This is a genomic window from Sphingobium terrigena, assembly GCF_003591655.1.
Taxonomy (GTDB): Bacteria; Pseudomonadota; Alphaproteobacteria; order Sphingomonadales; family Sphingomonadaceae; genus Sphingobium; species Sphingobium terrigena.
In genome coordinates this window covers 57360-81017 of the sequence record NZ_QVRA01000006.1, presented here as the reverse complement: position 1 = coordinate 81017, position 23658 = coordinate 57360, and the positions used below count along the sequence as shown (strand labels likewise).

General features: G+C 64.6%; 24 protein-coding genes. 15 read left to right on the top strand and 9 right to left on the bottom strand.

Annotation, left to right across the window (positions count from 1 at the left end):
- Window positions 1-15: 15 nt before the first annotated feature.
- Together D0Z70_RS08630 and D0Z70_RS08625 are read right to left on the bottom strand one after the other, a co-directional pair.
- The gene (locus tag D0Z70_RS08630) at window positions 16-219 is read right to left on the bottom strand and encodes a DUF5818 domain-containing protein (RefSeq protein WP_119745388.1); all 204 of its coding nucleotides are present in this window, start codon (window positions 217-219) and stop codon (window positions 16-18) included.
- Between the two features lie 4 nt (window positions 220-223).
- On the bottom strand, window positions 224-1222 hold the full coding sequence (locus D0Z70_RS08625) for a 2-hydroxyacid dehydrogenase (RefSeq protein ID WP_119745386.1): 999 nt from the start codon (window positions 1220-1222) through the stop codon (window positions 224-226).
- A gap of 128 nt (window positions 1223-1350) precedes the next feature.
- On the opposite strand from D0Z70_RS08625, the gene D0Z70_RS08620 reads away from it, so the two are divergent.
- Entirely contained in the window at window positions 1351-1821 is a 471-nt protein-coding gene (locus D0Z70_RS08620; protein WP_239018861.1) for an SH3 domain-containing protein, read from the top strand.
- Window positions 1822-2135: 314 nt separating this feature from the next.
- Window positions 2136-2630: a hypothetical protein gene (locus D0Z70_RS08615; protein ID WP_182913899.1), complete on the top strand. Its 495-nt coding sequence runs from the start codon at window positions 2136-2138 to the stop codon at window positions 2628-2630.
- A 41-nt stretch (window positions 2631-2671) separates the two neighbouring features.
- Here D0Z70_RS08615 and D0Z70_RS08610 read toward each other — a convergent pair whose 3' ends face one another.
- The 6 genes from D0Z70_RS08610 to D0Z70_RS08585 form a co-directional block, all read right to left on the bottom strand.
- Window positions 2672-2932 carry a hypothetical protein gene (locus tag D0Z70_RS08610; RefSeq protein ID WP_119745382.1) on the bottom strand — a complete coding sequence of 87 codons (261 nt, stop codon included), beginning with the start codon at window positions 2930-2932 and terminating at the stop codon, window positions 2672-2674.
- Between the two features lie 376 nt (window positions 2933-3308).
- Window positions 3309-3662, bottom strand: coding sequence for a YbaN family protein (locus D0Z70_RS08605; RefSeq protein WP_119745380.1), 354 nt, complete (start codon window positions 3660-3662; stop codon window positions 3309-3311).
- Between the two features lie 181 nt (window positions 3663-3843).
- Complete coding sequence (locus D0Z70_RS08600) at window positions 3844-5148, bottom strand: sensor histidine kinase (RefSeq protein WP_119745377.1); 1305 nt, start codon at window positions 5146-5148, stop codon at window positions 3844-3846.
- Window positions 5149-5332: 184 nt separating this feature from the next.
- Entirely contained in the window at window positions 5333-5998 is a 666-nt protein-coding gene (locus D0Z70_RS08595) for a response regulator transcription factor (protein WP_006953141.1), read from the bottom strand.
- Window positions 5999-6033: 35 nt separating this feature from the next.
- On the bottom strand, window positions 6034-6372 hold the full coding sequence (locus tag D0Z70_RS08590) for a hypothetical protein (RefSeq protein ID WP_119745375.1): 339 nt from the start codon (window positions 6370-6372) through the stop codon (window positions 6034-6036).
- A 141-nt stretch (window positions 6373-6513) separates the two neighbouring features.
- The gene (locus tag D0Z70_RS08585) at window positions 6514-7245 is read right to left on the bottom strand and encodes an SIMPL domain-containing protein (RefSeq protein WP_119745373.1); all 732 of its coding nucleotides are present in this window, start codon (window positions 7243-7245) and stop codon (window positions 6514-6516) included.
- A gap of 160 nt (window positions 7246-7405) precedes the next feature.
- Between D0Z70_RS08585 and D0Z70_RS08580 the strand changes: the two genes are divergently transcribed.
- The 5 genes from D0Z70_RS08580 to D0Z70_RS08560 all read left to right on the top strand — a co-directional run bounded on the left by D0Z70_RS08580 (window position 7406) and on the right by D0Z70_RS08560 (window position 12783).
- Window positions 7406-9187 (top strand): ABC-F family ATP-binding cassette domain-containing protein, encoded by a 1782-nt coding sequence (locus tag D0Z70_RS08580; RefSeq protein WP_119745371.1) that lies wholly within the window; start codon window positions 7406-7408, stop codon window positions 9185-9187.
- 143 nt (window positions 9188-9330) lie between these two features.
- Window positions 9331-10038 carry a VIT1/CCC1 transporter family protein gene (locus D0Z70_RS08575; RefSeq protein WP_119745369.1) on the top strand — a complete coding sequence of 236 codons (708 nt, stop codon included), beginning with the start codon at window positions 9331-9333 and terminating at the stop codon, window positions 10036-10038.
- A gap of 38 nt (window positions 10039-10076) precedes the next feature.
- On the top strand, window positions 10077-10622 hold the full coding sequence (locus D0Z70_RS08570; RefSeq protein WP_119745367.1) for a glutathione peroxidase: 546 nt from the start codon (window positions 10077-10079) through the stop codon (window positions 10620-10622).
- 2 nt (window positions 10623-10624) lie between these two features.
- A complete protein-coding gene (locus tag D0Z70_RS08565) occupies window positions 10625-11947 on the top strand; it encodes a M20/M25/M40 family metallo-hydrolase (RefSeq protein ID WP_119745365.1) in 1323 nt (440 codons plus the stop codon).
- A gap of 191 nt (window positions 11948-12138) precedes the next feature.
- Window positions 12139-12783: a trimeric intracellular cation channel family protein gene (locus D0Z70_RS08560; RefSeq protein ID WP_119745363.1), complete on the top strand. Its 645-nt coding sequence runs from the start codon at window positions 12139-12141 to the stop codon at window positions 12781-12783.
- A gap of 193 nt (window positions 12784-12976) precedes the next feature.
- Here the strand turns inward: D0Z70_RS08560 and sppA are convergent, their stop codons facing one another.
- A complete protein-coding gene (gene sppA, locus D0Z70_RS08555) occupies window positions 12977-14860 on the bottom strand; it encodes a signal peptide peptidase SppA (protein WP_119745361.1) in 1884 nt (627 codons plus the stop codon).
- A gap of 153 nt (window positions 14861-15013) precedes the next feature.
- Here sppA and gpmA point away from each other — a divergent pair, with 153 nt between their 5' ends.
- The 8 genes from gpmA (at window position 15014) to D0Z70_RS08515 (ending at window position 23453) form a co-directional block, all read left to right on the top strand.
- Window positions 15014-15700, top strand: coding sequence for a 2,3-diphosphoglycerate-dependent phosphoglycerate mutase (gpmA, locus tag D0Z70_RS08550; protein WP_006949882.1), 687 nt, complete (start codon window positions 15014-15016; stop codon window positions 15698-15700).
- 179 nt (window positions 15701-15879) lie between these two features.
- A complete protein-coding gene (purE, locus tag D0Z70_RS08545; RefSeq protein WP_119745359.1) occupies window positions 15880-16368 on the top strand; it encodes a 5-(carboxyamino)imidazole ribonucleotide mutase in 489 nt (162 codons plus the stop codon).
- A gap of 8 nt (window positions 16369-16376) precedes the next feature.
- A complete protein-coding gene (locus D0Z70_RS08540; protein ID WP_119745357.1) occupies window positions 16377-17447 on the top strand; it encodes a 5-(carboxyamino)imidazole ribonucleotide synthase in 1071 nt (356 codons plus the stop codon).
- Between the two features lie 140 nt (window positions 17448-17587).
- Window positions 17588-18079 (top strand): dihydrofolate reductase, encoded by a 492-nt coding sequence (locus D0Z70_RS08535; RefSeq protein WP_119745355.1) that lies wholly within the window; start codon window positions 17588-17590, stop codon window positions 18077-18079.
- 156 nt (window positions 18080-18235) lie between these two features.
- Window positions 18236-19177: a bifunctional riboflavin kinase/FAD synthetase gene (locus tag D0Z70_RS08530; protein WP_119745353.1), complete on the top strand. Its 942-nt coding sequence runs from the start codon at window positions 18236-18238 to the stop codon at window positions 19175-19177.
- A 141-nt stretch (window positions 19178-19318) separates the two neighbouring features.
- Window positions 19319-22381 carry an isoleucine--tRNA ligase gene (gene ileS, locus D0Z70_RS08525; protein WP_119745351.1) on the top strand — a complete coding sequence of 1021 codons (3063 nt, stop codon included), beginning with the start codon at window positions 19319-19321 and terminating at the stop codon, window positions 22379-22381.
- A 143-nt stretch (window positions 22382-22524) separates the two neighbouring features.
- Window positions 22525-23040, top strand: a complete 516-nt coding sequence (gene lspA, locus D0Z70_RS08520) for a signal peptidase II (RefSeq protein ID WP_119745349.1) — start codon at window positions 22525-22527, stop codon at window positions 23038-23040.
- Window positions 23037-23453 carry a DUF3035 domain-containing protein gene (locus D0Z70_RS08515; RefSeq protein ID WP_119745347.1) on the top strand — a complete coding sequence of 139 codons (417 nt, stop codon included), beginning with the start codon at window positions 23037-23039 and terminating at the stop codon, window positions 23451-23453. The genes lspA and D0Z70_RS08515 overlap by 4 nt, the downstream gene beginning before the upstream one ends.
- Window positions 23454-23658: the final 205 nt, after the last annotated feature.

Genomic DNA, 23658 nt, shown 5'->3' with positions numbered 1-23658 from the left:
GATCGGGGGAGGGGATCAGGCCGGTGCGACGCCGTCCGCTTCGACGATACCGTCGCCAGCGTGAAAACCGCGGACCCGGACCCGCTTTTCGACCAGATCGACAGGGACGCGCAGCAGCACCAGCCGGTAGGTGCCGCCCAAATCGCGCCGGAGCAGGAAACCGGCGGCGTCGCGGACCAGTCGCCCGGTTTCGTCCACCGCTGCACCAACCTCTGTCACGCGGTCAGACCCAGCCTTCCAGCACCTGATTGGGCGGGCGGTGGCCATCGACCCAGCTGCGGATATTGGCGATGACGCGCGCGCCGGTGGCGTCGCGGCCTTCGAAGGTGGCGGACCCCATGTGCGGGAGCAGCACGACGTTGGCGAGGGCGAAGAGGCGGGGATCGACGGCTGGCTCGTGGGTGTAAACGTCGAGGCCTGCGCCCGCGATCCGGCCTTCGTCCAGCGCGGCGATCAGCGCGGCTTCGTCGGTGATTTCCGCGCGGGAGGTGTTGATGAGATAGGCGTCGGGGCGCATCAGCGCGATCCGCCGGGCGTCGATCAGGCCGCGCGTGTCGGCATTGAGCGGGCAGTGGATCGACACGATGTCGCAGGCGGCGAGCAGGCCGTCCACGTCGCCGATCCATTCGGCCTCCAGTTCCTGCTCCACCTCGAACGGCAGGCGGTGGCGGTTGTGATAGGCGATGGTGAGGCCAAAGGCGCGGGCGCGGCGGGCGACGGCCCGGCCAATACGCCCCATGCCGATGATGCCCAGCTTCTTGCCGCCGATGCGGTGGCCGAGCATCCCCGACGGGCTCCAGCCGCGCCACTGCCCGCTGCGCACCAGCTTCTCCCCCTCGGCCAGGCGGCGGGGGACCGACAGGATCAGCGCCATCGTCATGTCGGCGGTATCTTCGGTCAGGACGCCCGGCGTGTTGGTGACGATGATGCCCTTGGCGCGGGCGGCGGTCAGGTCGATATGATCGACGCCGCTGCCGAAGCTGGCGAGGAGTTGCAGCCGGTCGGGTGCGGCGGCGATCAGCGTGGCGTCGATCTGGTCGCTGATGCAGGGGACCAGCACGTCGCACTGGGCCATGGCGCGGGCGAGTTCGGTGCGGCTCATCGGCTGATCACCGACATTGAAGCTGGCGTCGAACAGTTCGGCCATGCGCGCCTCCACATTGGGGGGCAGGCGTCGCGTGACGATGACGCGCGGCTTGGCGGGGCGCGGTTTTTTGGCCATGTCCCGCCGCTATGCCCGCCCGCGCCATCGGTCAAGCGCTTATGGCGGATCGGGCAAGTCAGCAGTTGTCGCGGGGGCGGCGCAGCGGCTATGGGAAGGCCATGGGTGACAGGAAAAACAGGTCTGGCATGAAGCGCATCTGGCTGGGCGCGGGCGTCGTCATGGCGCTGGGCGCAGCGGGTGGCGCGGCGATCGCGGCGGGCAAGCCCGTGCCTTACTGGGCGTCGATCGCGCAGAATGAGGCGCGGATGCGGGTCGGGCCAAGCCTGGATTACCCGTCCAACTGGATCTATCGCCGCCGCGACCTGCCGGTGAAGGTGGTGCAGGTGCTGGGCCTGTGGCGCAAGGTCGAGGACCCGGACGGCGCGCAGGGGTGGATGCATGTCCGGTTGCTCAGCGATACCCCGACTGGCGTGGTGCGGGCGGCGGAGGCGCCGTTGCGCGAATCGGCCAGCGATGGTGCGCGGACGCTGTTTCGTGCGCAAAAAGGGGTGGTGGGGCGCCTGTCCGACTGTTCGGGTGGCTGGTGCAGCTTCGACGTGAAGGGCCAGCGCGGTTATGTGAAGGCGCAGGACGTGTGGGGCGCGACCGATAAATAGGATTTGCGGGGCTTAACTTCGCATATTTCCCGGTGATTGTGATATTTTCGTGCGTGGTGCGGACAGGATGTTACGCGGACCGGTGGTTGTGGGTGGCGCGGAAGTTCGCAAACTTCGCCCATGTTGCGCGTGGGGGATTTGCGCGGTTGTGCTGGGGTGGACGATGGGAAAGAGCCGGGCGCGAGTGTAGCAGGTGGGGCGGGTGTAGGACAGGTGTGGGTCTGGCTGGGGTGGTTAGCGGACGGGCTGATATTGGATCAGCATCACTCAAGTCAGACGTTGCAGAGAGGGGTCGATCTGGCCATCATCGCAACATGCAATGCCGTTTTATGAACCTCGCTCCTTTTATACTGTTGGTGACGCAAGGGTGTGAACAGCAACCACAGCGGTTCTCGGATAACGATATTCAAGAGTTTCGAGAAGGATTGCCGGGCATCACCGAGGGATGCCTTAACAAGATTAAATATGGTGGTATCGAAGCGATGCCGTCGAGCACAGATGAGTGCTTCGAAATGACACCAGCCCGTCAGTGGAAAGGCCTATGGAGAAGAGAATTCGAGAATTCCCGCTTTTGTCCATCGCCCGCTGGTTCCTGCTCCTATCAAACTGCTGGCGACCGCGTCTGGTTGTCGGGGAAGGCTCTGACCTCTTCGGCTAGCGACGAAGGCCTCTACGAAGTTGAGTTTGTGGGACGGCAGACGGCTCGCAAGGGAAGCTACGGGCACTTGAGCGCCTTCGACTATGAGATAATCGTCGATAAGGTAATCAACTTAAGTCCGGTTTCAGATGACGCGACTTTAACCGAGTAAAACTGCGAATGGTCGTTTGCGGCTAGGCAGCTTCCACGGAATCAATCATCGCCACCGTGCAGTTCTAACCCGCCGAGATGCTCTATGCCTTTTTTGCGATTGCGGCTGTCGAACATAATATGGAGGAGAACGACTAGCCCGAAAGCGCCGACCGCCCAGAGCGACAACGCACCCTTCGCTGTGCCTGATACTATGCAATACACGATCAAGGCCCAAGCGGGATAAGCGATCAAAACCGTGGCAAGTTTTAACCACAGGGGGAGCGGCTTCCACCAGATCGCAAATGAGCCTTTCACATTCATTCGTATGATTTAGCCGCATGATCGTTATGTCCGCAATGGAGCAACCCAATCGCTATCGCCAACGGTAAAAAGTGGTCGCTTCATTGCCACGGTGACGAAGGTGGGTGTGGCGGCCTCTCGGTAGTGCGCGCCGCCAGCGTTGATCCCCCTCATCCAACTTCGCCTAACCTTATAGCGTTCGGTAAGGCTGCGTATCCTTCTCCCCCGTGGGGAGAAGGCAGGGGGGCTTATGATTAAATAGCGTCGTCATCCTGACGGAAGTCAGGATCCATTGGCTCTACGTTTGCGCTCAATCGCTAGCCTTGCGGGAATGGATCCCGGATCAAGTCCGGGATGACGGGGGGAGGGGTGTCCTGCCTTCTTTTGCCAATCGCCCTCACGCCTCTGGACGGGTCCAGATCCAGGTGCCGCCGATCAGGGCGGCGGTGAGGGGGAGGAGATACCAGGGCCAGGGGGAGAGGAAGAGGGCGAGGGTGGCGCTGAAGGCGAAGGCGGCCAGCGCCGCTTTCTTGCCGCGGCGGCTGATCGCGCCGCGTTCCCGCCAGCGGCGGATGTGGGGGCCGAAATGTCTGTGGTCGAGCAGCTTTGCCTCCAGCGCGGGGCTGGAGCGGGCGAAGCAGAAGGCGGCGAGGATCATGAAGGGGACGGTGGGCAGCAGCGGCAGGAACGCGCCGATGGCACCGAGGCCGAGCGAGGCGAAACCGGCGATGAGGTAGAGGTGCCGCCGCATGGGGTTCCTGTTCTGGCCGGGGTGGGGTGGTACGCGGGGTGCGATGCTATTGCTTCGCAGGTGCGGGGGTGGATGGCAAGGGTGGAGGGTGACGTTGGCGTTGGTCCCCCTCATCCAACTTCGCCTAAGCCGCTTCGCGGCAAAGGCTTCGTATCCTTCTCCCCCGTGGGGAGAAGGTAGGTCAGGCGGCGGGGAGTTTTAGGCGGACTAGGAGGCCGCCCAAATCCTCGCTTTCTTCCAGGGTGACGGTGCCGCCGTAGATTTCGGCGACGTCGCGGACGATGGCCAGGCCAAGGCCGGTGCCGGGTTTGCCGGAATCGAGGCGGACGCCGCGGTCGAAGATGCGGGTGCGGTCGGCGGGCGGGATGCCGGTGCCGTCATCCTCGACCAATATCTCGATCATGTCGCCTGCGCGCTGGACCGTGGCGAATACGCTGCCGCCGCCATATTTCGCGGCGTTTTCGACGAGGTTGCCGAGCATTTCGTCAAGATCCTGCCGCTCGACGCGGACGGCGGCGTCCTTGTCGCCATCCATGTCGACGCGGGCGTGGGCGTAGAGGCGGGCGACGGCGCGCTCGACGGCGGTCAGGCTGGCCCAGACGTCGGCGCGGCTTTGCGCAGCGCCGCGCCTGCCGACGGCGCGGGCGCGGGCGAGGTGATGATCGACCTGCCGCCGCATCGTGGTGGCTTCGCGGATCACGGTTTCGCCAAGGTCGGGTGCCTTCGCGGTGGCGGCGTTCATGATGACGGTCAGCGGGGTCTTGAGCGCATGGGCGAGATTGCCCGCATGGGTGCGTGCTTCCTCCGCCTGGCGTTCGTTGTGGGCGAGCAGCGCGTTCAACTCCTCGACCATGGGCAGCACTTCGGCGGGCATGGGTTCGGTGACGCGGCTTTTGAGGCCGTCGCGCATACGGATGATTTCCAGCCGCACCTTGCGCAGGGGACGCAGGCCATAGAGGGTCTGGAGCGTGGCCAGCACGAACAGGCCGAGCGCGAGCAGGGCGAAGCTCTGGAACAGGGTGGTGCGCAGGGTCCGGATCTGGGCGTTCAGTCCCTCGCGCGCCTGGCCAACGATGAACATCCAGCGGGTGTTCGATCCGGGCAGGACGACGGTGCGCTCCATGATGCGCAGATCTTCGCCGGGAAATTGCTTGCTGTCATAGACATGGAGGTGGCGGTCATGATGGTCAGCGGGCACCTTGATCGCGCGGTCCCAAAGCGAGCGGGAGCGCCAGTCCTCATGCCCTTTTGCGCTGACCTGATAATAGAGGCCGCTATTGGGTTCGAGGAAGCGCTGGTCGGCGAGTTCGCGGTTGAACAGGACTTCGCCGTCGGGGCCGATTTCCGACGCGGCGATCATCGCGGTCAGCACATAATTCATGCCGTCGTCGAAATTGCGGGTGATGGCGTCGGCCAGCACCCGGTCCAGCGCCACGCCGCCGCCGACCAGCAGCACGCTGATCCACAGCGCAGCGATGCCGATCATCCGGCGGCTGATGGAGCCGGTGGAGCGGACGGGGGGAGGGGCGGTGGTGTCAGTCATTCGCATCCCCCTTTACCGTTCGCCCTGAGCGAAGTCGAAGGGGTCCACTGAGCGGAGCGAAGTGCCTTCACAGCGTTCAGGTGAAGGCTTCGACTTCGCTCAGCCCGAACGGATGCTGGGTTTGGTGTCAGCGCCCCGGCTCGTCCAGGCTGTAGCCCAGGCCGCGGATGGTGGTGATGACGTCGGCGCCCAGTTTCTTGCGGATGCGGGTGACGAACACTTCGATGGTGTTGGAATCGCGGTCGAAATCCTGGTCGTAGATGTGCTCGATCAATTCGGTGCGGCTGACCACCTTGCCCTTGTGGTGGAGCAGGTAGGACAGGAGTTTATATTCCTGCGCGGTGAGTTTCACCGGATCGCCGCTGAGCGTCACCTTGCCGGATCGCGTGTCGAGGCGGACGTCGCCGGCCGTCAGTTCGCTCGACGCATTGCCCGACGCACGGCGGATAAGGGCGCGCAGGCGGGCGATGAGTTCTTCGGACTGGAAGGGCTTGGCGAGATAGTCGTCAGCGCCGGCGTCCAGCCCCGCCACCTTGTCCGACCAGCTGTCACGCGCGGTCAGCACCAGCACCGGGAAGGCGCGGCCTTCCTTGCGCCAGCGGTCCAGAACGGTCAGGCCGTCGATGGTGGGGAGGCCAAGGTCCAGCACGACCGCGTCGTAATTTTCGGTCGAGCCAAGAAAATGCCCATCCTCGCCATCGGTGGCGAGGTCGACGGCATAGCCTGCGCCCTCCAGCGTGTTCCTGAGCTGCTGGCCCAGACTTGGTTCATCCTCGACGATCAGCAGACGCATGGGCTGTTCCGTTTCTAATTCTGTGTCAGGCGCGGTCAGCGCGCCCAGCCGATGATATCGCCTGTCCGGCCGTCTGCATCAACCCACATCACCTTGCCGTCCTTCACATATTTCAGGCGGTAACGGTTGGAGGAGGGGTTGAATTCGCTGCCGACATAGCTGGCCCCGTTCATCTGCGAATCGACGCGGCGCTTGATCATGGCGAAGGGCATGACCTGTCCGTCGAGCATGGCGCGACGGGCGGCGTCCTGTTCATCGCGTCGTCCGCCAGCGTCGGCAACGGGGACCAGCGCGAGTGCGGCCCCCATGGCGATGATTCCGGCGATCAGGCTTTTGCGCATCATTGTCATGGGCATGGCATAGGCGGAAGGCATTGAACAGGTGGTGAATGGGGGAGGGGGAATGGATTGTCCCTCTCCGTCATGCCAGCGCACGCTGGCATCCCGCTTTCTTGCGCCTGGTTGGAAGAAGGAAGCGGGATCCCGGCGTTCGCCGGGATGACGGGGTGTGGGGCCTTACTTCTCCAGTGCGTATTGCACCGTAAGCGTGACCGATGCGCTGACCTGGCCGGGTTCTACCGGGGTGGTGGGGGCGGCGTCGGCCTTGAAGCGGGCGCTTTGCAGCATCGCCATGGGGGGCTGGCCGCCGCTATTGCTTTCGGCGATGGAGAGGAGGCGGGCGGAGCGGTAGCCTGCGGCCTGGGCGTAGAAATCGGCCTGGGCCTTGGCGCTCTTGAGCGCGGCGCCGCGCGCCTGCACCAGCATCGGCGCGGGATTGTCGATCGCGAAGGTCGGGCCATTGATGTTTGTCGCGCCTGCCGCCACCATGGCGTCAAGCAGGGGGCCGACCTTCTTGATGTCGCGCAGTTTGACGGTCAGCTGGTTTGACGCCTCATAGCCGATGAAGCGCGGGCCGGCGGGTTCGCCCTCACGCTGGTTATAGTCATATTGGGCCGACAGGTTGATGCCGCTGGTCTGGATGTCTTTTTTCGCGATCCCGGCCTTGGCGAGGGCGGCAATCAGTTTTTCGGTCTTGGCCGCATTGTCCTGCATCGCGGCCTGCGCGGTGGGCGCGCGGGTCTGGACGCCGGTGCCGACGGTGGCGATGTCGGGCGAACCCTCGACGCTTTCGGTGACGTTGAGCGTCACGACCGGCGCGGTTTCGGCGATGGTCACATTGGTCTGGGCGATGGCGGCCACCGGCAGCGACGAAGCGGCAAGCGCCATGATGGCGAGGGCGGATTTCATGGGGGGAATTCTCCTGTTGGGATGCCGCCTGTTTGTGACGGCTGCGATGAATGGACGCTGACATGCGTTGAAAGCCGTCAGACAGGTTGCGGTTCCATTCCTCCCCGTGTCGGGGAGGATATGCTTGCCCCGTTGCGATCTTGCGACTAGCTGCACGCGCATGGCAGCACCTCTTCTTTCGTTTGAAAATCTCGGCCTCTCGCAGGGCAGTCACTGGCTGTTTCGCGGGATGGACATTCATGTCGGCGCGCGCGACCGGCTGGCGCTGATCGGGCGCAACGGCGTGGGCAAGACGACCTTGCTCAAGCTGCTGGGCGGTAGACTTGAGGCGGATGAGGGCGTGCGGTCGGTGCAGCCGGGCGCGCGGATCATCACGCTGGAGCAGGACCCGGACGTCAGTGCGTTCGCGACGCTGCATGATTTCGCGCTGGCGGGCGAATTTGCGCCACCCGCGCATGAGGTGGAGGCGATTGCCGACCAGCTGGGCATCGACCTGAGCCGTGAGGCCAAGACGGCGAGTGGCGGCGAGCGGCGGCGGGCGGCGATCGCGCGGGCATTGGCGAGCGAGCCGGACCTGCTGTTGCTGGACGAGCCGACCAACCATCTGGATATTGCCGCGATCGACTGGCTGGAAAACTGGCTGGCGCGCTATAATGGCGGTTTCATCGTCATCAGCCATGACCGCGCCTTCCTGACCCGGCTGACGCGGCAGACGCTGTGGCTGGACCGGGGACAGATGCGGCGCAACGAGATCGGCTTTGGCGGGTTCGAGCAGTGGATGGAAGCGGTCTATGCCGAAGAGGCGCGGGCGGCGGAGAAGCTGGACGCGAAGCTGAAGATCGAGGCGCACTGGCTGGAGCGGGGCGTCACCGCGCGGCGCAAGCGCAACCAGGGGCGGCTGGCCAAGCTGTGGGAAATGCGCGAGACTCGCGCGGCGATGAGCGGGCCGCAGGGCGTGGCCAAGATCGCCGTGGCCAGCGACGACAGCAAGACCAAGAGCGTGATCAAGGTCGAACATGCCACCAAGATGTTCGGAGACCGCACGATCATCGACAATCTGTCGCTGCGGGTCCAGCGAGGCGACCGGATCGGCATCGTCGGGGGCAATGGCGCGGGCAAGACGACGTTGCTGAAGCTGCTGACCGGCGAATTGCAGCCCGATAGCGGGACGGTGAGCCAGGCCAAGACGCTGGACATGATCTTCATCGACCAGCAGCGCAGCCTGATGCAGGGTGACAAGACGGTGCGCGAAGTGCTGGCCGAGGGGGGCGACTGGATCGACGTGCGCGGGGTGCGCAAGCATGTCCATGGTTACCTCAAGGATTTTCTGTTCGACCCGTCGCTGGCGGAGGCGAAGGTGGCGACGCTATCGGGTGGGGAGCGCTCGCGCTTGCTGTTCGCGCGGGAATTTGCGCGTGAATCCAATCTGCTGGTGCTGGACGAGCCGACCAACGATCTGGACCTCGAAACGCTGGACCTGTTGCAGGAAGTGATTGCCGATTATGACGGCACGGTGCTGATCGTCAGCCATGACCGCGACTTTCTGGACCGGACGGTGACTGTCACGCTGGGGCTGGACGGCACCGGCGTGGTCGATGTGATCGTGGGCGGCTATGCCGACTGGATTGCCAAGCGCGATCCGCGCAAGGCGGTGAAAGCCGAGAAGAAGGCGGTTGCCGCACCCGCGCCGCCAAAGCCTGTGTCGGCGAAACTGACCTATAAGGATCAGCGCGACCTGGAACTGCTGCCCAAGCGGGTCGAGGAACTGGAAGCAGCGATTGCGCGCGACGAGGATGTGCTGGCGGACCCGGCGCTCTATACGCGCGATCGCAAGCGGTTCGATGCGCTGACCGGCGCGATCGAGAAGGCGCGGGCGGAGAAAGAGGCAGCGGAAATGCGCTGGCTGGAACTGGCGGAGAAGGCGGAAGGGTTGGCGGGGTAAGCTGTTGTGCTCCCGCGTAGGCGGGAGCCTAGTCCCACGCTATCAACTGGGCTCCCGCCTGCGCGGGAGCACGTATCATGGGACACTCGACTTCGCGCCAAACCGACGGCAGGGTGGGGCAGGATCGTAACAGGGGCTGACTGATGGACACCGTAACCGACCAGCCGCACCATGCCGTTCATTATGTGAACCGCGTTGGCTGGCTACGCGCGACGGTGCTGGGGGCCAATGACGGGATTGTGTCGACCGCCAGTCTGATGACCGGCATCGCCGCGTCCGGGGCGGATGGACAGACGATATTGCTGACCGGGATTGCGGCGCTGGTGGCGGGCGCGATGTCGATGGCGGCGGGGGAATATGTGTCCGTCAGTGCGCAGTCGGATACGGAGCGCGCAGACCTGGCCAAGGAGCGTCATGCGCTGGCTGCGCAGCCCGATGAGGAATGGGCGGAGTTGCGCGACATCTATGTCGAGCGCGGCCTGACGCCCGATCTGGCGGGGCAGGTGGCGCAGCAGTTGATGGCCGCCGATGCGCTGGGCGCGCATGCCCGCGACGAACTGGGGATTTCGGATATTGCCACGGCCCGGCCGGTGCAGGCGGCGATGGCGTCGGCGGCGAGCTTTGCCGTGGGGGCCGCGCCGCCGGTGCTTGTCGCGGCGATCGTGCCGGCGGGCAGCGCGATTATCGCGATCGTTGGCCTGTGCCTGCTATGCCTGGTGCTGTTGGGCTATGTCGGCGCGCGGCTGGGCGGGGCGCGGGTGGTGCGATCGATCAGCCGGACCCTGTTCTGGGGCGCTTTGGCGATGGCGGTGACGGCGGGTGCGGGGCATCTGTTCGGCGCGGCGATATAGTGGCAGGCTACACGCACATTTTCACAGGAGACGACAAGATGACCGATATTCAAGCGATCCCGCTCAAGACGATCAAGGGCGCGGACACGTCCCTCGCCGATTATGCGGGCAAGGTGGTGCTGGCGGTCAATGTCGCGTCCAAATGTGGCCTGACCCCGCAATATGAAGGGCTGGAAAAGCTCTACGCCGATTATAAGGACAAGGGGCTGGTGGTCGCGGGCTTCCCGGCCAATGATTTCGGCGCGCAGGAACCGGGGACGAACGACGAGATCGCGACTTTCTGCACCACCAATTTCGGCGTCGATTTCCCGATGTTCGAGAAAATCGTGGTGACCGGGCCGGACAAGCATCCGCTCTATGCCGCGCTGACCAGCGCCGTGCCGGAAGCGCAGGGTGAGGGTGACGTGTTTCGCGAGAAGCTGAAAGGCTATGGCATGACCCCCAATCCGGTGCCCGAAGTGTTGTGGAATTTCGAGAAGTTCCTGATCGCCAAGGATGGCAGCGTGGCGGCGCGCTTTGCGCCGACGACCGCGCCTGACGACGCGGCACTGGTCGCGGCGATCGAGGCGGAACTGGCCAAGTGAGGATGCGGGCAGGCTTGATCGCGGGCGTGATGCTGATGGCGGGGACGCCCGCCGGGGCGGCGCTGTCGCCCGCCGAACGCACGATCACCACCAGCGTCGAGGCGGGCTATGAACCCGCGATCGGCCTGCTCGAAAGGCTGGTGAACCAGAATAGCGGATCGATGAATCTGGCGGGGGTGAAGGCGGTGGCCGACATGCTGCGGCCTGAATTTGAGAGGTTGGGCTTTGTCGTGACATGGCAGCCGATGGATGCGGCCAAGCGCGCCGGGCATCTGATCGCGGTGCATAAGGGGAAGGCCGGGACCACCAAGATGCTGCTGATCGGACATCTGGATACGGTGTTCGAGCCGGATTCGCCGTTTCAAAAGTTCGAGCGCAAGGGCGGCGCTTCCGGTGGAGATTGGGCGCGCGGGCCGGGCGTGGCGGACGACAAGGGCGGGGTCGTCACGATGCTGCTGGCATTGAAGGCGATGCAGGCGGCAGGCACGCTGAAAGCTGCGAATATCGAGGTGGTGCTGACCGGGGACGAGGAGGATTCGGGCGATCCGATCAGCATAGCGCGGGCCGACCTGATTGCGGCAGGCAAACGCGCCGATGTGGCGCTGGATTTTGAAGGGCTGAGCCAGGAAAATGGCAAGGATATGGGGTCGATCGCGCGGCGATCCTCCAATAGCTGGACGCTGACCGCGACGGGCAAGTCGGGGCATAGTTCGGGGATTTTTTCCGCCAATGCGGGCGACGGCGCGGTCTATGAGCTGGCGCGGATCATCGTGGCGTTTCGCAAGGAGCTGCCCGAACCCAATCTGACCTTCAATGTCGGGCTGATCGGTGGCGGGCAGAGCGCGGACGTGGACAAGGACGGCGTGCGCATTGCGGTGACGGGCAAGACCAATATCATCCCGCCGATCGCCGTGGCCAAGGGTGATTTTCGCACGCTGAGCGAGGAGCAGACGGCGCGGGTGCGGGCGAAGATGCAGGCGATCGTTGGCGCAGGGCATCTGCCCGGCACGTCGGCGACGATCGCGTTCGATATGGGCTATCCGTCGATGGCGCCGACGGCGGGCAATCGCGCGCTGCTCGTGAAGCTGAACGGGGTCAATGCCGATCTGGGGCTGGCGGTGATGCCGGAGCTGGACCCGCTGAAGCGCGGGGCGGGCGATATCAGCTTCGTGGCGCAGGATACGGACGGGCTGGTCGGGCTGGGCGTGACGTCGAGTGGCGACCATAGCCCGGCGGAACAGGCCGACCTGTCGAGCATGAAGCGCCAGGCCAAGCGCGCGGCGATATTGATGAGCCGGCTGGCGGGGGAGAAGGGGCGGAAATAGGGGTACTCTACCGCCGTTCGCCCTGAGCGAAGTCGAAGGGTTCTACCGAGCGAAGCGAGGTGCCTTCGCCTCCGCTCAGGTTGAAACGAGGCACGTGACTCGTTTCAAGGCTTCGACTTCGCTCAGCCCGAACGGGTTTGGGGTGCGCAACGTTTCTCGACTTCGCTCGAAACGAACGTAAGTGTATAGTCATGCTCCCTCCCGCGCCCCTTCTTGCCACCTCCATCGGCCCGGTGCTGGAGACGCTTAGCATCGTCGGCACGTTCGTGTTTGCCGCGTCTGGGGCGCTGGCGGCGGCGCGGCTCAGGCAGACGTTGGTGACCTTTGCCTTTTTCGCGCTGGTGACGGGGGTGGGCGGCGGCACGTTGCGGGATTTGCTGATCGGTGCGCCGGTTTTCTGGGTGGTGGATGCCGCGCCTGCCATCACCTGCATGTGCGCGGCGGTGATCGTCTGGTGTACGCCGCGCCGCTTCTGGAGCGAGCGGGCGCTCGACTGGCTGGATGCGATCGGGCTGGCGGCGTTTGCGGTGTTCGGCGCGGCCAAGGCGATGAGTTTCGGCGTGCCGCCCTTTGTCGCCGGGATGATGGGCGTGGTGACCGGCTGCGTCGGCGGCATCATGCGCGATCTGCTGGCGGGTGAGCCGTCGATCCTGTTGCGGCCCGAACTTTATGTGACGGCGGCGGCGGTGGCAGCGGGGCTGTTCGTGGGGTTGCGGCTGGCCGGGCTGGACGTGCCGGTGGCTGGCGTCATTGCGGCGCTGGTGGGGTTCGTGCTGCGCGCGGTGGCGATTTGGCGCGGGCTGGGGTTGCCGGTGTATCGGGATGAGGGAGGATAGTGTCTCTTTATCCCTCTCCCTCAAGGGAGAGGGTTGCGCAGACTTGGCAGCTTGCTGCCTAGTCGTAGCTGGGAGAGGGTGTGCTGACCTGACGGCTGCGCACGGTATTAGCGTCGAACCCCCTCTTCCAACTTCGCCTAACCCGCTGCGCGGGTAAGGCTTCGTATCCTTCTCCCCGCCGGGGAGAAGGGGGTTAGCGCCATAGGCTTGTGATTAGCGCCATCACGCCGCGTTCTTCCGCTGCGCTTTGCATCTTCGGCGCGCCGTAGCTGCGGCATTCCAGGCAGTCGGCGCGGATGCCTGCGCCGGTGACGAGCGCCTTGACGTCGGCGACCGCCTGCATCGCCCAGCCGCGCTGGACCATCGCCTGGCGCGCCAGCATGTCGCGGGGCGCGCCTGCGTCGTCCGTGTCGCGCTCGGCCATCGCCTCGATCCAGGCGGCCCATTTGTCGGGCGTCTTTTCGATATTGTAGGCGCGGGCGGTTTTGGGGTCGATTTTCGCGCGGCGGGCGGCTTCGGCGATGGCGTCCTCCAGCCCGCCGAAGCGGTCGACCAGCCCGATTTGCCGCGCGGTGCCGCCGTCCCAGACGCGGCCCTGCGCGATGGCGTCGATCTGCGCCGGGGTCTTGCGGCGCGCTTCTGCGACCAGGCCGACGAAACGGCGGTATATGTCCTCCACCCCCATCTGCATGATCGCGTCGAATTGCGGGGAGGTGCCACCGGCAAGGTCCGGCTGGCCCGACAGGGGCGTGGTGGCGACGCCGTCGGTGGTGACGCCCATCTTGGCCAGCGTGCCTTCAAAGCTGGGGAGGATGCCGAACACGCCGATCGAGCCAGTGATGGTGTCCGGCTGCGCAAAGATCATGTCGGCGGGGGTGGAAACCCAATAGCCGCCACTAGCCGCGACATTGCCCATGGAGACGACCACGGGCAGGCCGTCTGCCTTCGCCTTGAGGATCGCGGACCGGATTTTTTCCGAGGCCATGACCGAACCGCCCGGCGAATCGACGCGGACGACCAGGGCTTTCAAATCCTTTTCGTTGAGCGCGGTCAGCAGCAGGTCCGAAATCGTGTCGCCTGCCGCCGTGCCGGGACCGGCTTCGCCATCGACGATATTGCCCGCGATCGTCAGCACGCCGATCTGGCCGTCATTGGCGGGCTTGCGCGCCTTGACATAGGCGGCGAGGTCGATTTTCGCGAAGCCGCCAGCCTTGGCATCGGATGCTTCGCCCGCAATCTCTGCGACCCGTGCGCCGAACGCGGTGGCGTCGCCAAGCTTGTCGATCAGGCCTGCGGACAAGGCGGCCTGCGCCATATTGCCGTTGGCGGCGGTGGCGGCGGCGACCGGGTCGGCGGCATAGGCGGCGATCTTCGCCCTGGGCCGGGCCTTGGCGACATCATCCTGCCAGTTCTGCCACAACACGTCCGCCAAAGCCTGATTGGCCTGCTTGGCTTCGGGTGACTGGTCGGCGCGGATATAGGGTTCGACGAAGCTCTTGTATGTGCCGACGCGATAGACATGGGTGTTGACGCCGAGTTTATCGATCAGCCCTTTGTAATAGAGGCCCGACCCGCCCCGGCCCATGATCGCGACGCCGCCCAGCGGATCGCTCCACGCTTCGCTGGCATGGGCGGCAAGCTGATAGCTATCGTCGGTGTAGAGGGTGGCGTAGGCCAGCACTGGTTTCTTCGCGGCGCGCAAGGCGTCGAGCGCCTGACCGACGCGGGCGATGGCGACCTGACCGCCGCCCATGAAGCCATCCAGGTTCAGCACGACCGCCTTGACCTTCGTATCCGTCTTTGCCGCCTCCAGCGCGGTGACGATGTCGGACAGGCGATATTCCTTCATGTCCGGGCCGGAGCCGGACAGCAATGCGAAGGGATCAGCCTCGGCCGGTTGTTCGACGATCGTGCCGTCCAGGTCGAGCAGCAGCGCACCCGCGCTGATGCTGGCGGCGGGCTTGGGTGAGAAGGAGAGGGCGGCGTAGAGCGCGCCGAAGAAGAGTAGCAGGAACAGCAGGACCAGCCCGTCCTTGATCGCGACCAATATGCGCCACGCGCCCTTCACAAATGCCAAGTGGGTGTTCCTTCTGCCCGGTCCGCCATGGCTAGCCCATCGCCCTATCGACTGCAATGTGGGGGCGGCGCGCGCCGCTGCAACCTTGCGCGCCGCGTTTCGCGCGTTATGGGAGGCGGCAGACTTTTCCCAGACGTGCAGGAGACATGCCCGATGCCCACCCTCGTCCTAATCCGCCATGGCCAGTCGTCATGGAATCTGGAAAACCGCTTCACCGGCTGGTGGGATGTGGACGTGACCGAGAAGGGTGCGGGCGAAGCGCGGGCGGCGGGGCAGTTGATGAAGGCCAAGGGGCTGGATTTCGACCAATGCTATACCTCGCTCCAGACCCGCGCGATCAAGACGCTCAATCTGGCGCTGGAGGAAATGGGGCGGCTGTGGCTGCCGGTGGAGAAGGACTGGCGCTTGAATGAGCGCCATTATGGCGGGCTGACGGGCCTGGACAAGGCGGAGACGGCGGCCAAGCATGGCGACGCGCAGGTCAAGATCTGGCGCCGCAGCTTCGACATTCCGCCGCCGGTGCTGGAGGCAGGGAGCGAGTTCGACCTGAGCAAGGACCGCCGCTATGCGGGGATCGCTATCCCCTCGACCGAGAGCCTGAAGGACACGATCGCGCGCGTGCTGCCCTATTGGGAGGCGACGATTGCGCCGGACCTGAAGGCGGGCAAGCGGGTGTTGATCTCCGCCCATGGCAATTCGCTGCGCGCGCTGGTCAAGCATCTGTCGAACATTCCCGACGATGAAATTACCGAACTGGAAATCCCGACCGGCCAGCCGATCGTCTATGAACTGGCCGACGATCTGAGCGCGATCGAGCGCTATTATCTGTCGGAGCGGTAAAGGCTGCGTGCTCCCGCGCAGGCGGGAGTCCAGTTGAGACGGCGTGACTGGGCTCCCGCCTGCGCGGGAGCACGGTGGTTTCGGGGCGGAATAGCATTGCCCCCCGACGGGCTGGCCGCTAAGGGGCTTTGCTTTCCGGGCGGCACCGTAGCGGCCGCGCCATGAGGGGAAGCAGGGGCATGAGCGGGGCAATCGAGGTCGGCATCATCATGGGGTCGCGGTCCGACTGGGACACGATGCGCCATGCCGCCGAAACGCTGGACGCGCTGGGCGTGGCCCATGAATGCAAGGTGGTGTCGGCGCACCGCACCCCGCAGCGGCTGTATGATTATGCCTCCAGCGCGGTCGGTCGTGGCCTCAAAGTCGTCATCGCGGGCGCGGGCGGCGCGGCGCATCTGCCGGGCATGTGCGCGTCGATGACGCGGCTGCCGGTGCTGGGCGTGCCGGTCGAATCGAAGGCGCTGAAGGGCATGGATTCGCTGCTGTCGATCGTCCAGATGCCGGGCGGCATTCCCGTAGCGACGCTGGCGATTGGCAAGCCCGGCGCGATCAATGCCGGGCTGCTGGCTGCGGCGATCCTGGCGACCAACGATCCCGCGCTCGCCGAGCGGCTGGACGCCTGGCGCGCGAAGCAGACCGATGCGGTCGCCGAAACGGTCGAGGACTGAGCGGCCCCATGACGACCATTGCGCCCGGTTCGACCATCGGCATCCTTGGCGGCGGACAGCTGGGCCGGATGATCGCCATTGCCGCCGCGCAGCTGGGCTATCGCACCGCCATCTATGCGCCGGAGGAGAGCGGCCCCGCAGCCGATGTGTCACCGCGCTGGACGCGGGGCAGCTATGACGACGCGGTGGCGCTGGCGGCCTTTGCCGATGGCGTCGATGTCGTCACCTATGAATTTGAGAATATCGACCCGGCGGCGGTCGAGGTGTTGGCGACCCACGGTCTGGTCCGCCCCGGTGCGCAGGCGTTGCGGGTGGCGCAGGACCGGCTGGCGGAAAAGCGCTTCGTCTGCGATCTGGGCGGGCTGACCGCGCCGTTCGCGCCGGTCGAGAATCTGGACGATCTGGAGGCTGCCATTGCCCAGGTCGGCAGCCGGGCGATCCTGAAAACCAACCGCATGGGCTATGACGGCAAGGGGCAGGCGCGGCTCAATGAGCCGGGCGACGCGGTCGGCGCATGGAATGCGATCGGGCGGCAGAGCGCGATCCTGGAAGGCTTTGTGACCTTTGCCGAGGAATTTTCGGTCATTTTGGTGCGCGGCGCGGACGGCGAGGTGCGCTTCTGGGACAGTTCTGCCAATGTCCATGTCGACGGTATCCTCGACACGTCGATCGCGCCCGCCGGGCCGCTGATCGAGGGGCAGGTGCCAGCCGCGCGCGCATTGGCGCGCAAGATTGCCGATGCGCTGGACTATGTCGGCGTGCTGACCTGCGAATTTTTCGCCAGCGCCGACGGACCGGTGTTCAACGAAATGGCGCCGCGCGTCCATAATAGCGGTCACGGCACGATCGAGGGCGCGCTGACGAGCCAGTTTGAAAATCATGTCCGCGCGATTTGCGGCCTGCCGCTGGGCGACACTGCGCTGGCGGCGCGGCGGGTGGAGATGCGCAACCTGATCGGCGATGCCGCGCATGACTGGCTGGCGATCCTGTCCGACCCGGCCAACCATCTGCACCTCTATGGCAAGCATGAAGCGCGGCCGGGGCGCAAGATGGGGCATGTGACGCGGCTGGTGCTGTGAGTTTTCAGGCAAGGTTGCCTTTCACATCTTCGTCATCCCCGCGCAGGCGGGGATCCATCTCCTGCCATTGCGCCGGTGGTTGGGTTGGGAGATGGGTTCCCGCCTACGCGGGAATGACGATTGGGTGATGGAGCGATGTTGTGAGTAGCCAAGCGGAAATCGTCTTGATCCTGGCCCGCGCCGATAATGGCGTGATCGGGCGGGATGGCGATCTGCCCTGGCGGCTGCCGGCGGACCTCAAGCGGTTCAAGGCGCTGACGCTGGGGCATCCGATGATCATGGGGCGCAAGACGTTCGACAGCCTGCCGGGCTTGCTGCCGGGGCGTCGCCATATCGTGCTGACCCGTGACGGCAAGTGGAGCGGGGCAGGGGCGGAGGTGGCGCATGATGTCGCGGGCGCGCTGGCGCTGGCCGATGCGCCGACCGTGATGGTGATTGGCGGGGCGGAAATCTATCGGCTGTTCCTGGGCCAGGCGCACCGGATCGAGCTGACCGAAGTGCATCTGGACGCGGTGGGGGATGCCAGCATTGCCTATCCTGATCCGGCAGACTGGGTGGAAGTGGCGCGGGAGGACCATGGCGCGCTGGACGGACGACCCGCCTATAGTTTTGTGACGCTCAAGCGTGAATAATTATCCGTTCGGGCTGAGCGAAGTCGAAGCCCTCCACTGAGCGAAGCCGAAGTGCCTCGCCTCCGCTCGGCATGGCCCTTCGACTTCGCTCAGGGCGAACGGAGGAGTAGTCATGCCGCATTGCCACGCCGTCGCCACCCCCCTATAGGCCGCGCCATGGAGCGGCTGACAAGCGGCGCCCCGGTCCCGGCGCATTTGCGCGGGGCCATCATGGCGCTGGGCAATTTTGACGGGTTTCACGCCGGGCATCAGGCCGTGGTCGGCCATGCGATAGACCGCGCCAGTGCGGAGGGGCGTCCCGTCATCGTCGCGACATTCGATCCCCATCCGATGCGGCTGTTCCGGCCCGATACGCCGCATTTTCGCCTCACCACGCTCGACCAGCGGCAGGCTTTGTTCGCCGCCGCCGGGGCGGACGCGATGATGGTGTTTGCCTTTACCCCGGAACTGGCCGCGCTCGATCCGGCGGCGTTCGTGCGCCTGCTGGCCGTCGATATGGCCGTGGCCGGGGTGGTGACGGGGCAGGACTTCACCTTTGGCAAGGGGCGGGCCGGATCGGTGGCGCTTTTGTCCGAACTGGGCGCGCCATGGGGCATGTGGGCGCAGGCGGTGGCGCCCGTGACCGATGCCGACGGGGCAGTGATTTCATCCAGCCGCATTCGCGCGGCGTTGCAGGCGGGCGATTGCGCGACCGCGACCCGGCTGCTGACCCGGCCCTTCACGATCGAAGGCGCAGTGCAGCATGGCGACAAATTGGGTCGGACGATCGGTTTCCCCACCGCTAATGTCGATATGGGCAGCTATTTGCGCCCGGCCTATGGCATTTATGCGGTGCGCGGGATTTTGCCCGACGGGCGGGTGCTTGACGGCGCGGCGAATCTGGGTATCCGCCCGACCTTCGACCCGCCCAAGGAATTGCTGGAGCCGCATTTCTTCGACTTTGCCGAGAGCCTGTATGACCAGTGCATTGCCGTGCAGCTGATCGCGTTTCTGCATGGCGAGCTGAAATATGATGGGCTGGATGCGTTGATGGCGGGGATCGCGCGAGACTGTGACGATGCGCGGCAAATCCTTGCGGGAACGCCTTACGTCGCCTAATGGCGGCTTGTTTTCTCACCCGTTCGGGCTGAGCGAAGTCGAAGCCTTCCACTGAGCGGAGCGAAGTGACCTCCCTATCGGTCGGTCGAGCCCTTCGACTTCGCTCAGGGCGAACGGTCATTAGCAGATACCGGACCCAATATGACCGACGCACCTGACTATAAGTCCACCGTTTTCCTGCCCGTCACCGACTTTCCGATGAAGGCCGGCCTGTCGAGCAAGGAACCCGCGATCGCGGCGAAGTGGGAGGCGATGGGTCTGTATGACCGGCTGCGCGAGCGGCGCAAGGGGCGCGAGCGCTTCATCCTGCATGACGGCCCGCCCTACGCCAATGGCGACATCCATATGGGCCATGCGATGAACAAGGTGCTCAAGGACATCATCGTCCGGTCGCAATCCCTGCTGGGCAAGGATGCGCCCTATGTGCCGGGCTGGGATTGCCACGGCCTGCCGATCGAATGGAAGATCGAGGAGGAATATCGCAAGAAGAAGCTGAACAAGGACGAGGTGCCCGCCGCCGAATTCCGCGCCCAGTGCCGCGCCTATGCCGACAAATGGGTGGGCGTGCAGAAGGAGCAGTTCAAGCGTCTGGGCGTGATGGGCGACTGGGCCGATCCGTACCTCACGATGAAGTTCGATGCCGAGGCGACGATCGTCGGCGAATTGCTCAAATTCGCGGAGAGCGGCCAGCTGTATCGCGGGGCCAAGCCGGTGATGTGGTCCCCGGTCGAAAAAACCGCGCTGGCCGAGGCTGAGGTGGAATATGAGGATGTGACGTCGACGCAGATCGACGTGGCGTTTGAGATTGTGGACGCGCCGAACGCGCCGGAGCTGGTTGGCGCTTATGCGGTGATCTGGACGACGACGCCCTGGACGATCCCGGTGAACCAGGCGATCGCGTTTGGGGAGGGGATTGAGTATGTCGCTCATCGAGTTCAGCAGTTTGAACTGATAGACAAGACGCTGCCATCTACGACTGAGAACCTCCGTCGCGTTTGGGATGGCGTCATTTTGGTTGCGGCTAAGCTCTTTGACGATGTTCGCGCGCGCGCCGCTTTTGTACCGGACGATTTGTTTAAGCCGCTTTGGCGTGGCACTGGAAAAGACCTTGCTGGAGCCATCGCGCGTCATCCTATGGCCAAATCCCTCCGTCATCCCGGCGAAAGCCGGGATCCCGCTTCTTCTTCCGAACGCGGCGAAGGCAGCGGGACCCCGGATCAAGTCCGGGGTGACGAAGTTCTGGGCTTCTTCGATCGTCCCCGTCCTTTCCTTCCCGCCGACCATGTCACGACCGACGCGGGCACCGGTCTCGTCCATATGGCGCCCGACCATGGCGAGGAGGATTTCATTGCGTGCAAGGCGCTGGGGATCGATCCGGTGTTTGCGGTCAATGATGCGGGTTTCTATCGCGATGATTGGGAATGGCTGCCGGGGCAGGGCAGCGTCATCAACACCAAGTTCAACGGCGCGGACGGCCCGATCTGTAGCGACCTGCGCGCGGCTGGCGCGCTGCTGTCGGCCAGCGAGTTCAAGCATAGCTATCCCCATAGCTGGCGGTCCAAGGCGCGGATCATCTATCGCTGCACCCCGCAATGGTTCATCCCCATGGACAAGCCCACTGCTCCCTCTCCCCGGCGGGGAGAGGGTTGGGGAGAGAGGGAGCGAGGCGGAGCCGAGCGTCCCGCTATCGACGTGGCACACCCTCACCCAACCCTCCCCCTGGAGGGGGAGGGCATTAAGGGCAACGGCCCGACGCTGCGCGGCGTGGCGCTCGATGCTATCGCCAACACCCGCTGGGTGCCGGAGCGGTCGCGGAACCGGATCAATGCGATGGTTAGCGATCGCCCTGACTGGGTGATCAGCCGCCAGCGGGCCTGGGGCGTGCCGATCGCGCTCTATGTCCATCGCAAGAGTGGGCAATATCTGGTTGATCCGGCAGTCAATGCCCGGATCATCGACGCGTTCAAGGGCGCGGGGGCGGATGCCTGGTTCGCGGCGGATCATCAGGCGTTGCTGGGGCCGGATTACGACCTCAACGACTATGAGGTCGTGACCGACATTCTCGACGTGTGGTTCGATTCAGGGTCGACCCACAGTTTCGTGGTGGAGGCCCGCTATGGCGAGGGCGTGCGCGCGGACCTCTATCTGGAAGGGTCGGACCAGCATCGCGGCTGGTTCCAGTCATCTTTGCTCGAATCCAGCGGCACGCGCGGGCGTGCGCCCTATGACGCGGTGCTGACCCATGGCTTCGCGCTCGACGGGACGGGCCGGAAAATGTCCAAGTCGCTGGGCAATGTGGTCGATCCGCTCAAGATCATGGGCGAAAGCGGCGCGGACATATTGCGCGTCTGGGTCGCCAGCACCGACTATTTCGATGACGTGCGCATCGGCAAGGAAGTGCTGGCCGGATCGTCCGATGCCTATCGCAAATTGCGCAATACATTCCGTTACATGCTGGGCGCTCTTGCCGATTATGATGAAGAGGCAGAAGCGGTGTCTTACGCCGAAATGCCGGAGCTGGAGCGCTATATGCTCCACCGGCTGGCGGTGCTGGATGCGGAGTTGCGGTCGGTCGTGGACAAGGCGGCGGGCAGCGACAATTGGCTGGAATTCAGCCGCTACACTCGCGCGCTGTTCGATTTCGCCAATAGCGACCTGTCGGCCTTCTTCTTCGACATCCGCAAGGACTGCCTCTATTGCGACGCGCCGTCGGACCCCAAGCGCCGCGCCTATCGCACTTTGCTCGATACGCTGTTCCACGCGCTGGTCCGCTATGCCGCGCCGATCATCCCCTTCACCGCCGAGGAAGTATGGCAAAGCCGATTCCCAAGTGACGAGGAAAGCGTGCATTTTCTGGAATGGCCGGAGATCGACCGTCACTGGATCAACGCGCATCTGGACGAAAAATGGACCGAGCTGCGCAGCCAGCGCGAACAGGTGAACGAGGCGATCGAGCCGTTGCGGCGCGAGAAGATCGTTCGCTCCAGCCTGGAGGCCGACGTCACCATGGGGCAGGTGCTGGCCGTGGGCGACGTGGATTTCGCCGAAGTCGCAATCGTCGCGCGGGTGACCATGGGCGAGGGCGACGGCATCAGCGTCCGCCCGAGCGAGTGGCATAAATGCGGGCGCTGCTGGCGGTTGCTGCCCGAAGTTGCCGAGGATGGCGCATTGTGCGACCGGTGCGATGACGTGGTGAAGGTATAAGGGCTGTCGCAAAATCTCGTCATCCCGGACTTGATCCGGGATCCATTGGCGCAACCGTTGCGATGACGTTCGGAGCGTTGGGCGAATGGATCCTGAAACAAGTTCAGGATGACGTCATCTTATAAGGCTGAGATAACAGAACCATGCCCACCCCTATCAACCACCGCCCGCTGGGGCTGACCGTCGCGATCGTGACGTTGGCGCTCGACCAGCTGATCAAATATGCCGTTACCTATCCGCTGGCGCTGAAAAGCCGGGCGGAGACGGGTATCGAGATTTTGCCGATCTTTCGCCTGCGCTGGCTGGAAAATCGAGGGGTGTCGATGGGCTTTTTTCATGCCGATACCGACCTGATGCGCTGGGCGCTGGTGGGGATGACCATCTTGATCGCTGGCTTTGTCGGTGTGTGGATGTGGCGCGAAAAGGCACGGCAGGATGTCGCGGCGCTGGGGCTGGTGCTGGGCGGGGCGATCGGCAATATCGTCGACCGGATCAGGCTGGGCTATGTCGTTGATTATGCGGATCTGCATTTTGGCGAATGGCGGCCCTTCCTGATTTTCAACCTGGCTGACGCAGCCATCACCATCGGCGTGCTGATCCTGCTTGCGCGCGCGTTGCTGCTGCGCGACAAGGGCGCAAATACGGAGACTTTGAAGTGAAGCTTAAACTGATCCTTGCCGCCGGTCTGCTCTCCACCCTGTCGGCCTGTGGCGGCGGCGGTGGCCTGTTCAACCGTGAACGCCCCGATGAATTCGCGGTGTCGCGGCAGGCGCCCTTGGTGATCCCGCCCGATTTCGCGCTGGTCCCGCCCGCGCCCGGCACGCCTTCTTCCAATGCGGTCGATTCGAGCAAGGCGGCGATGGAAGCGATGTTCGGCGGCCCGGCCCAGCGCAGCGCGACCGAAACATCAACGCTGAACGCCGCCGGTCGCGCCAATGCAGCGGCGGGCATCCGCTCGACCGCGGGTGATCCCGGCACCGAAGTGGTCGACAAGGGTGCGACGACACGCGACATCATCGCAGCGCCCGAAGGCGACGGGCAGGACGCGAGGGCGGCGACGCCGCAGCAGTAAGGAATGGAAAAGGGGCCGATTGGCCCCTTTTTCTTGCGTGGTGGATACCGGGACATCCTTCGCATCCAACGTCATGCTGAACTTGTTTCAGCATCCATCGTGCCCCAAAAGCGGCTGTTCGCGACGATAAATGGATCCTGAAACAAGTTCAGGATGACGATGAAGGATGACATTGTTCTATAAGCGATAGCCCTCCCCCCCAACT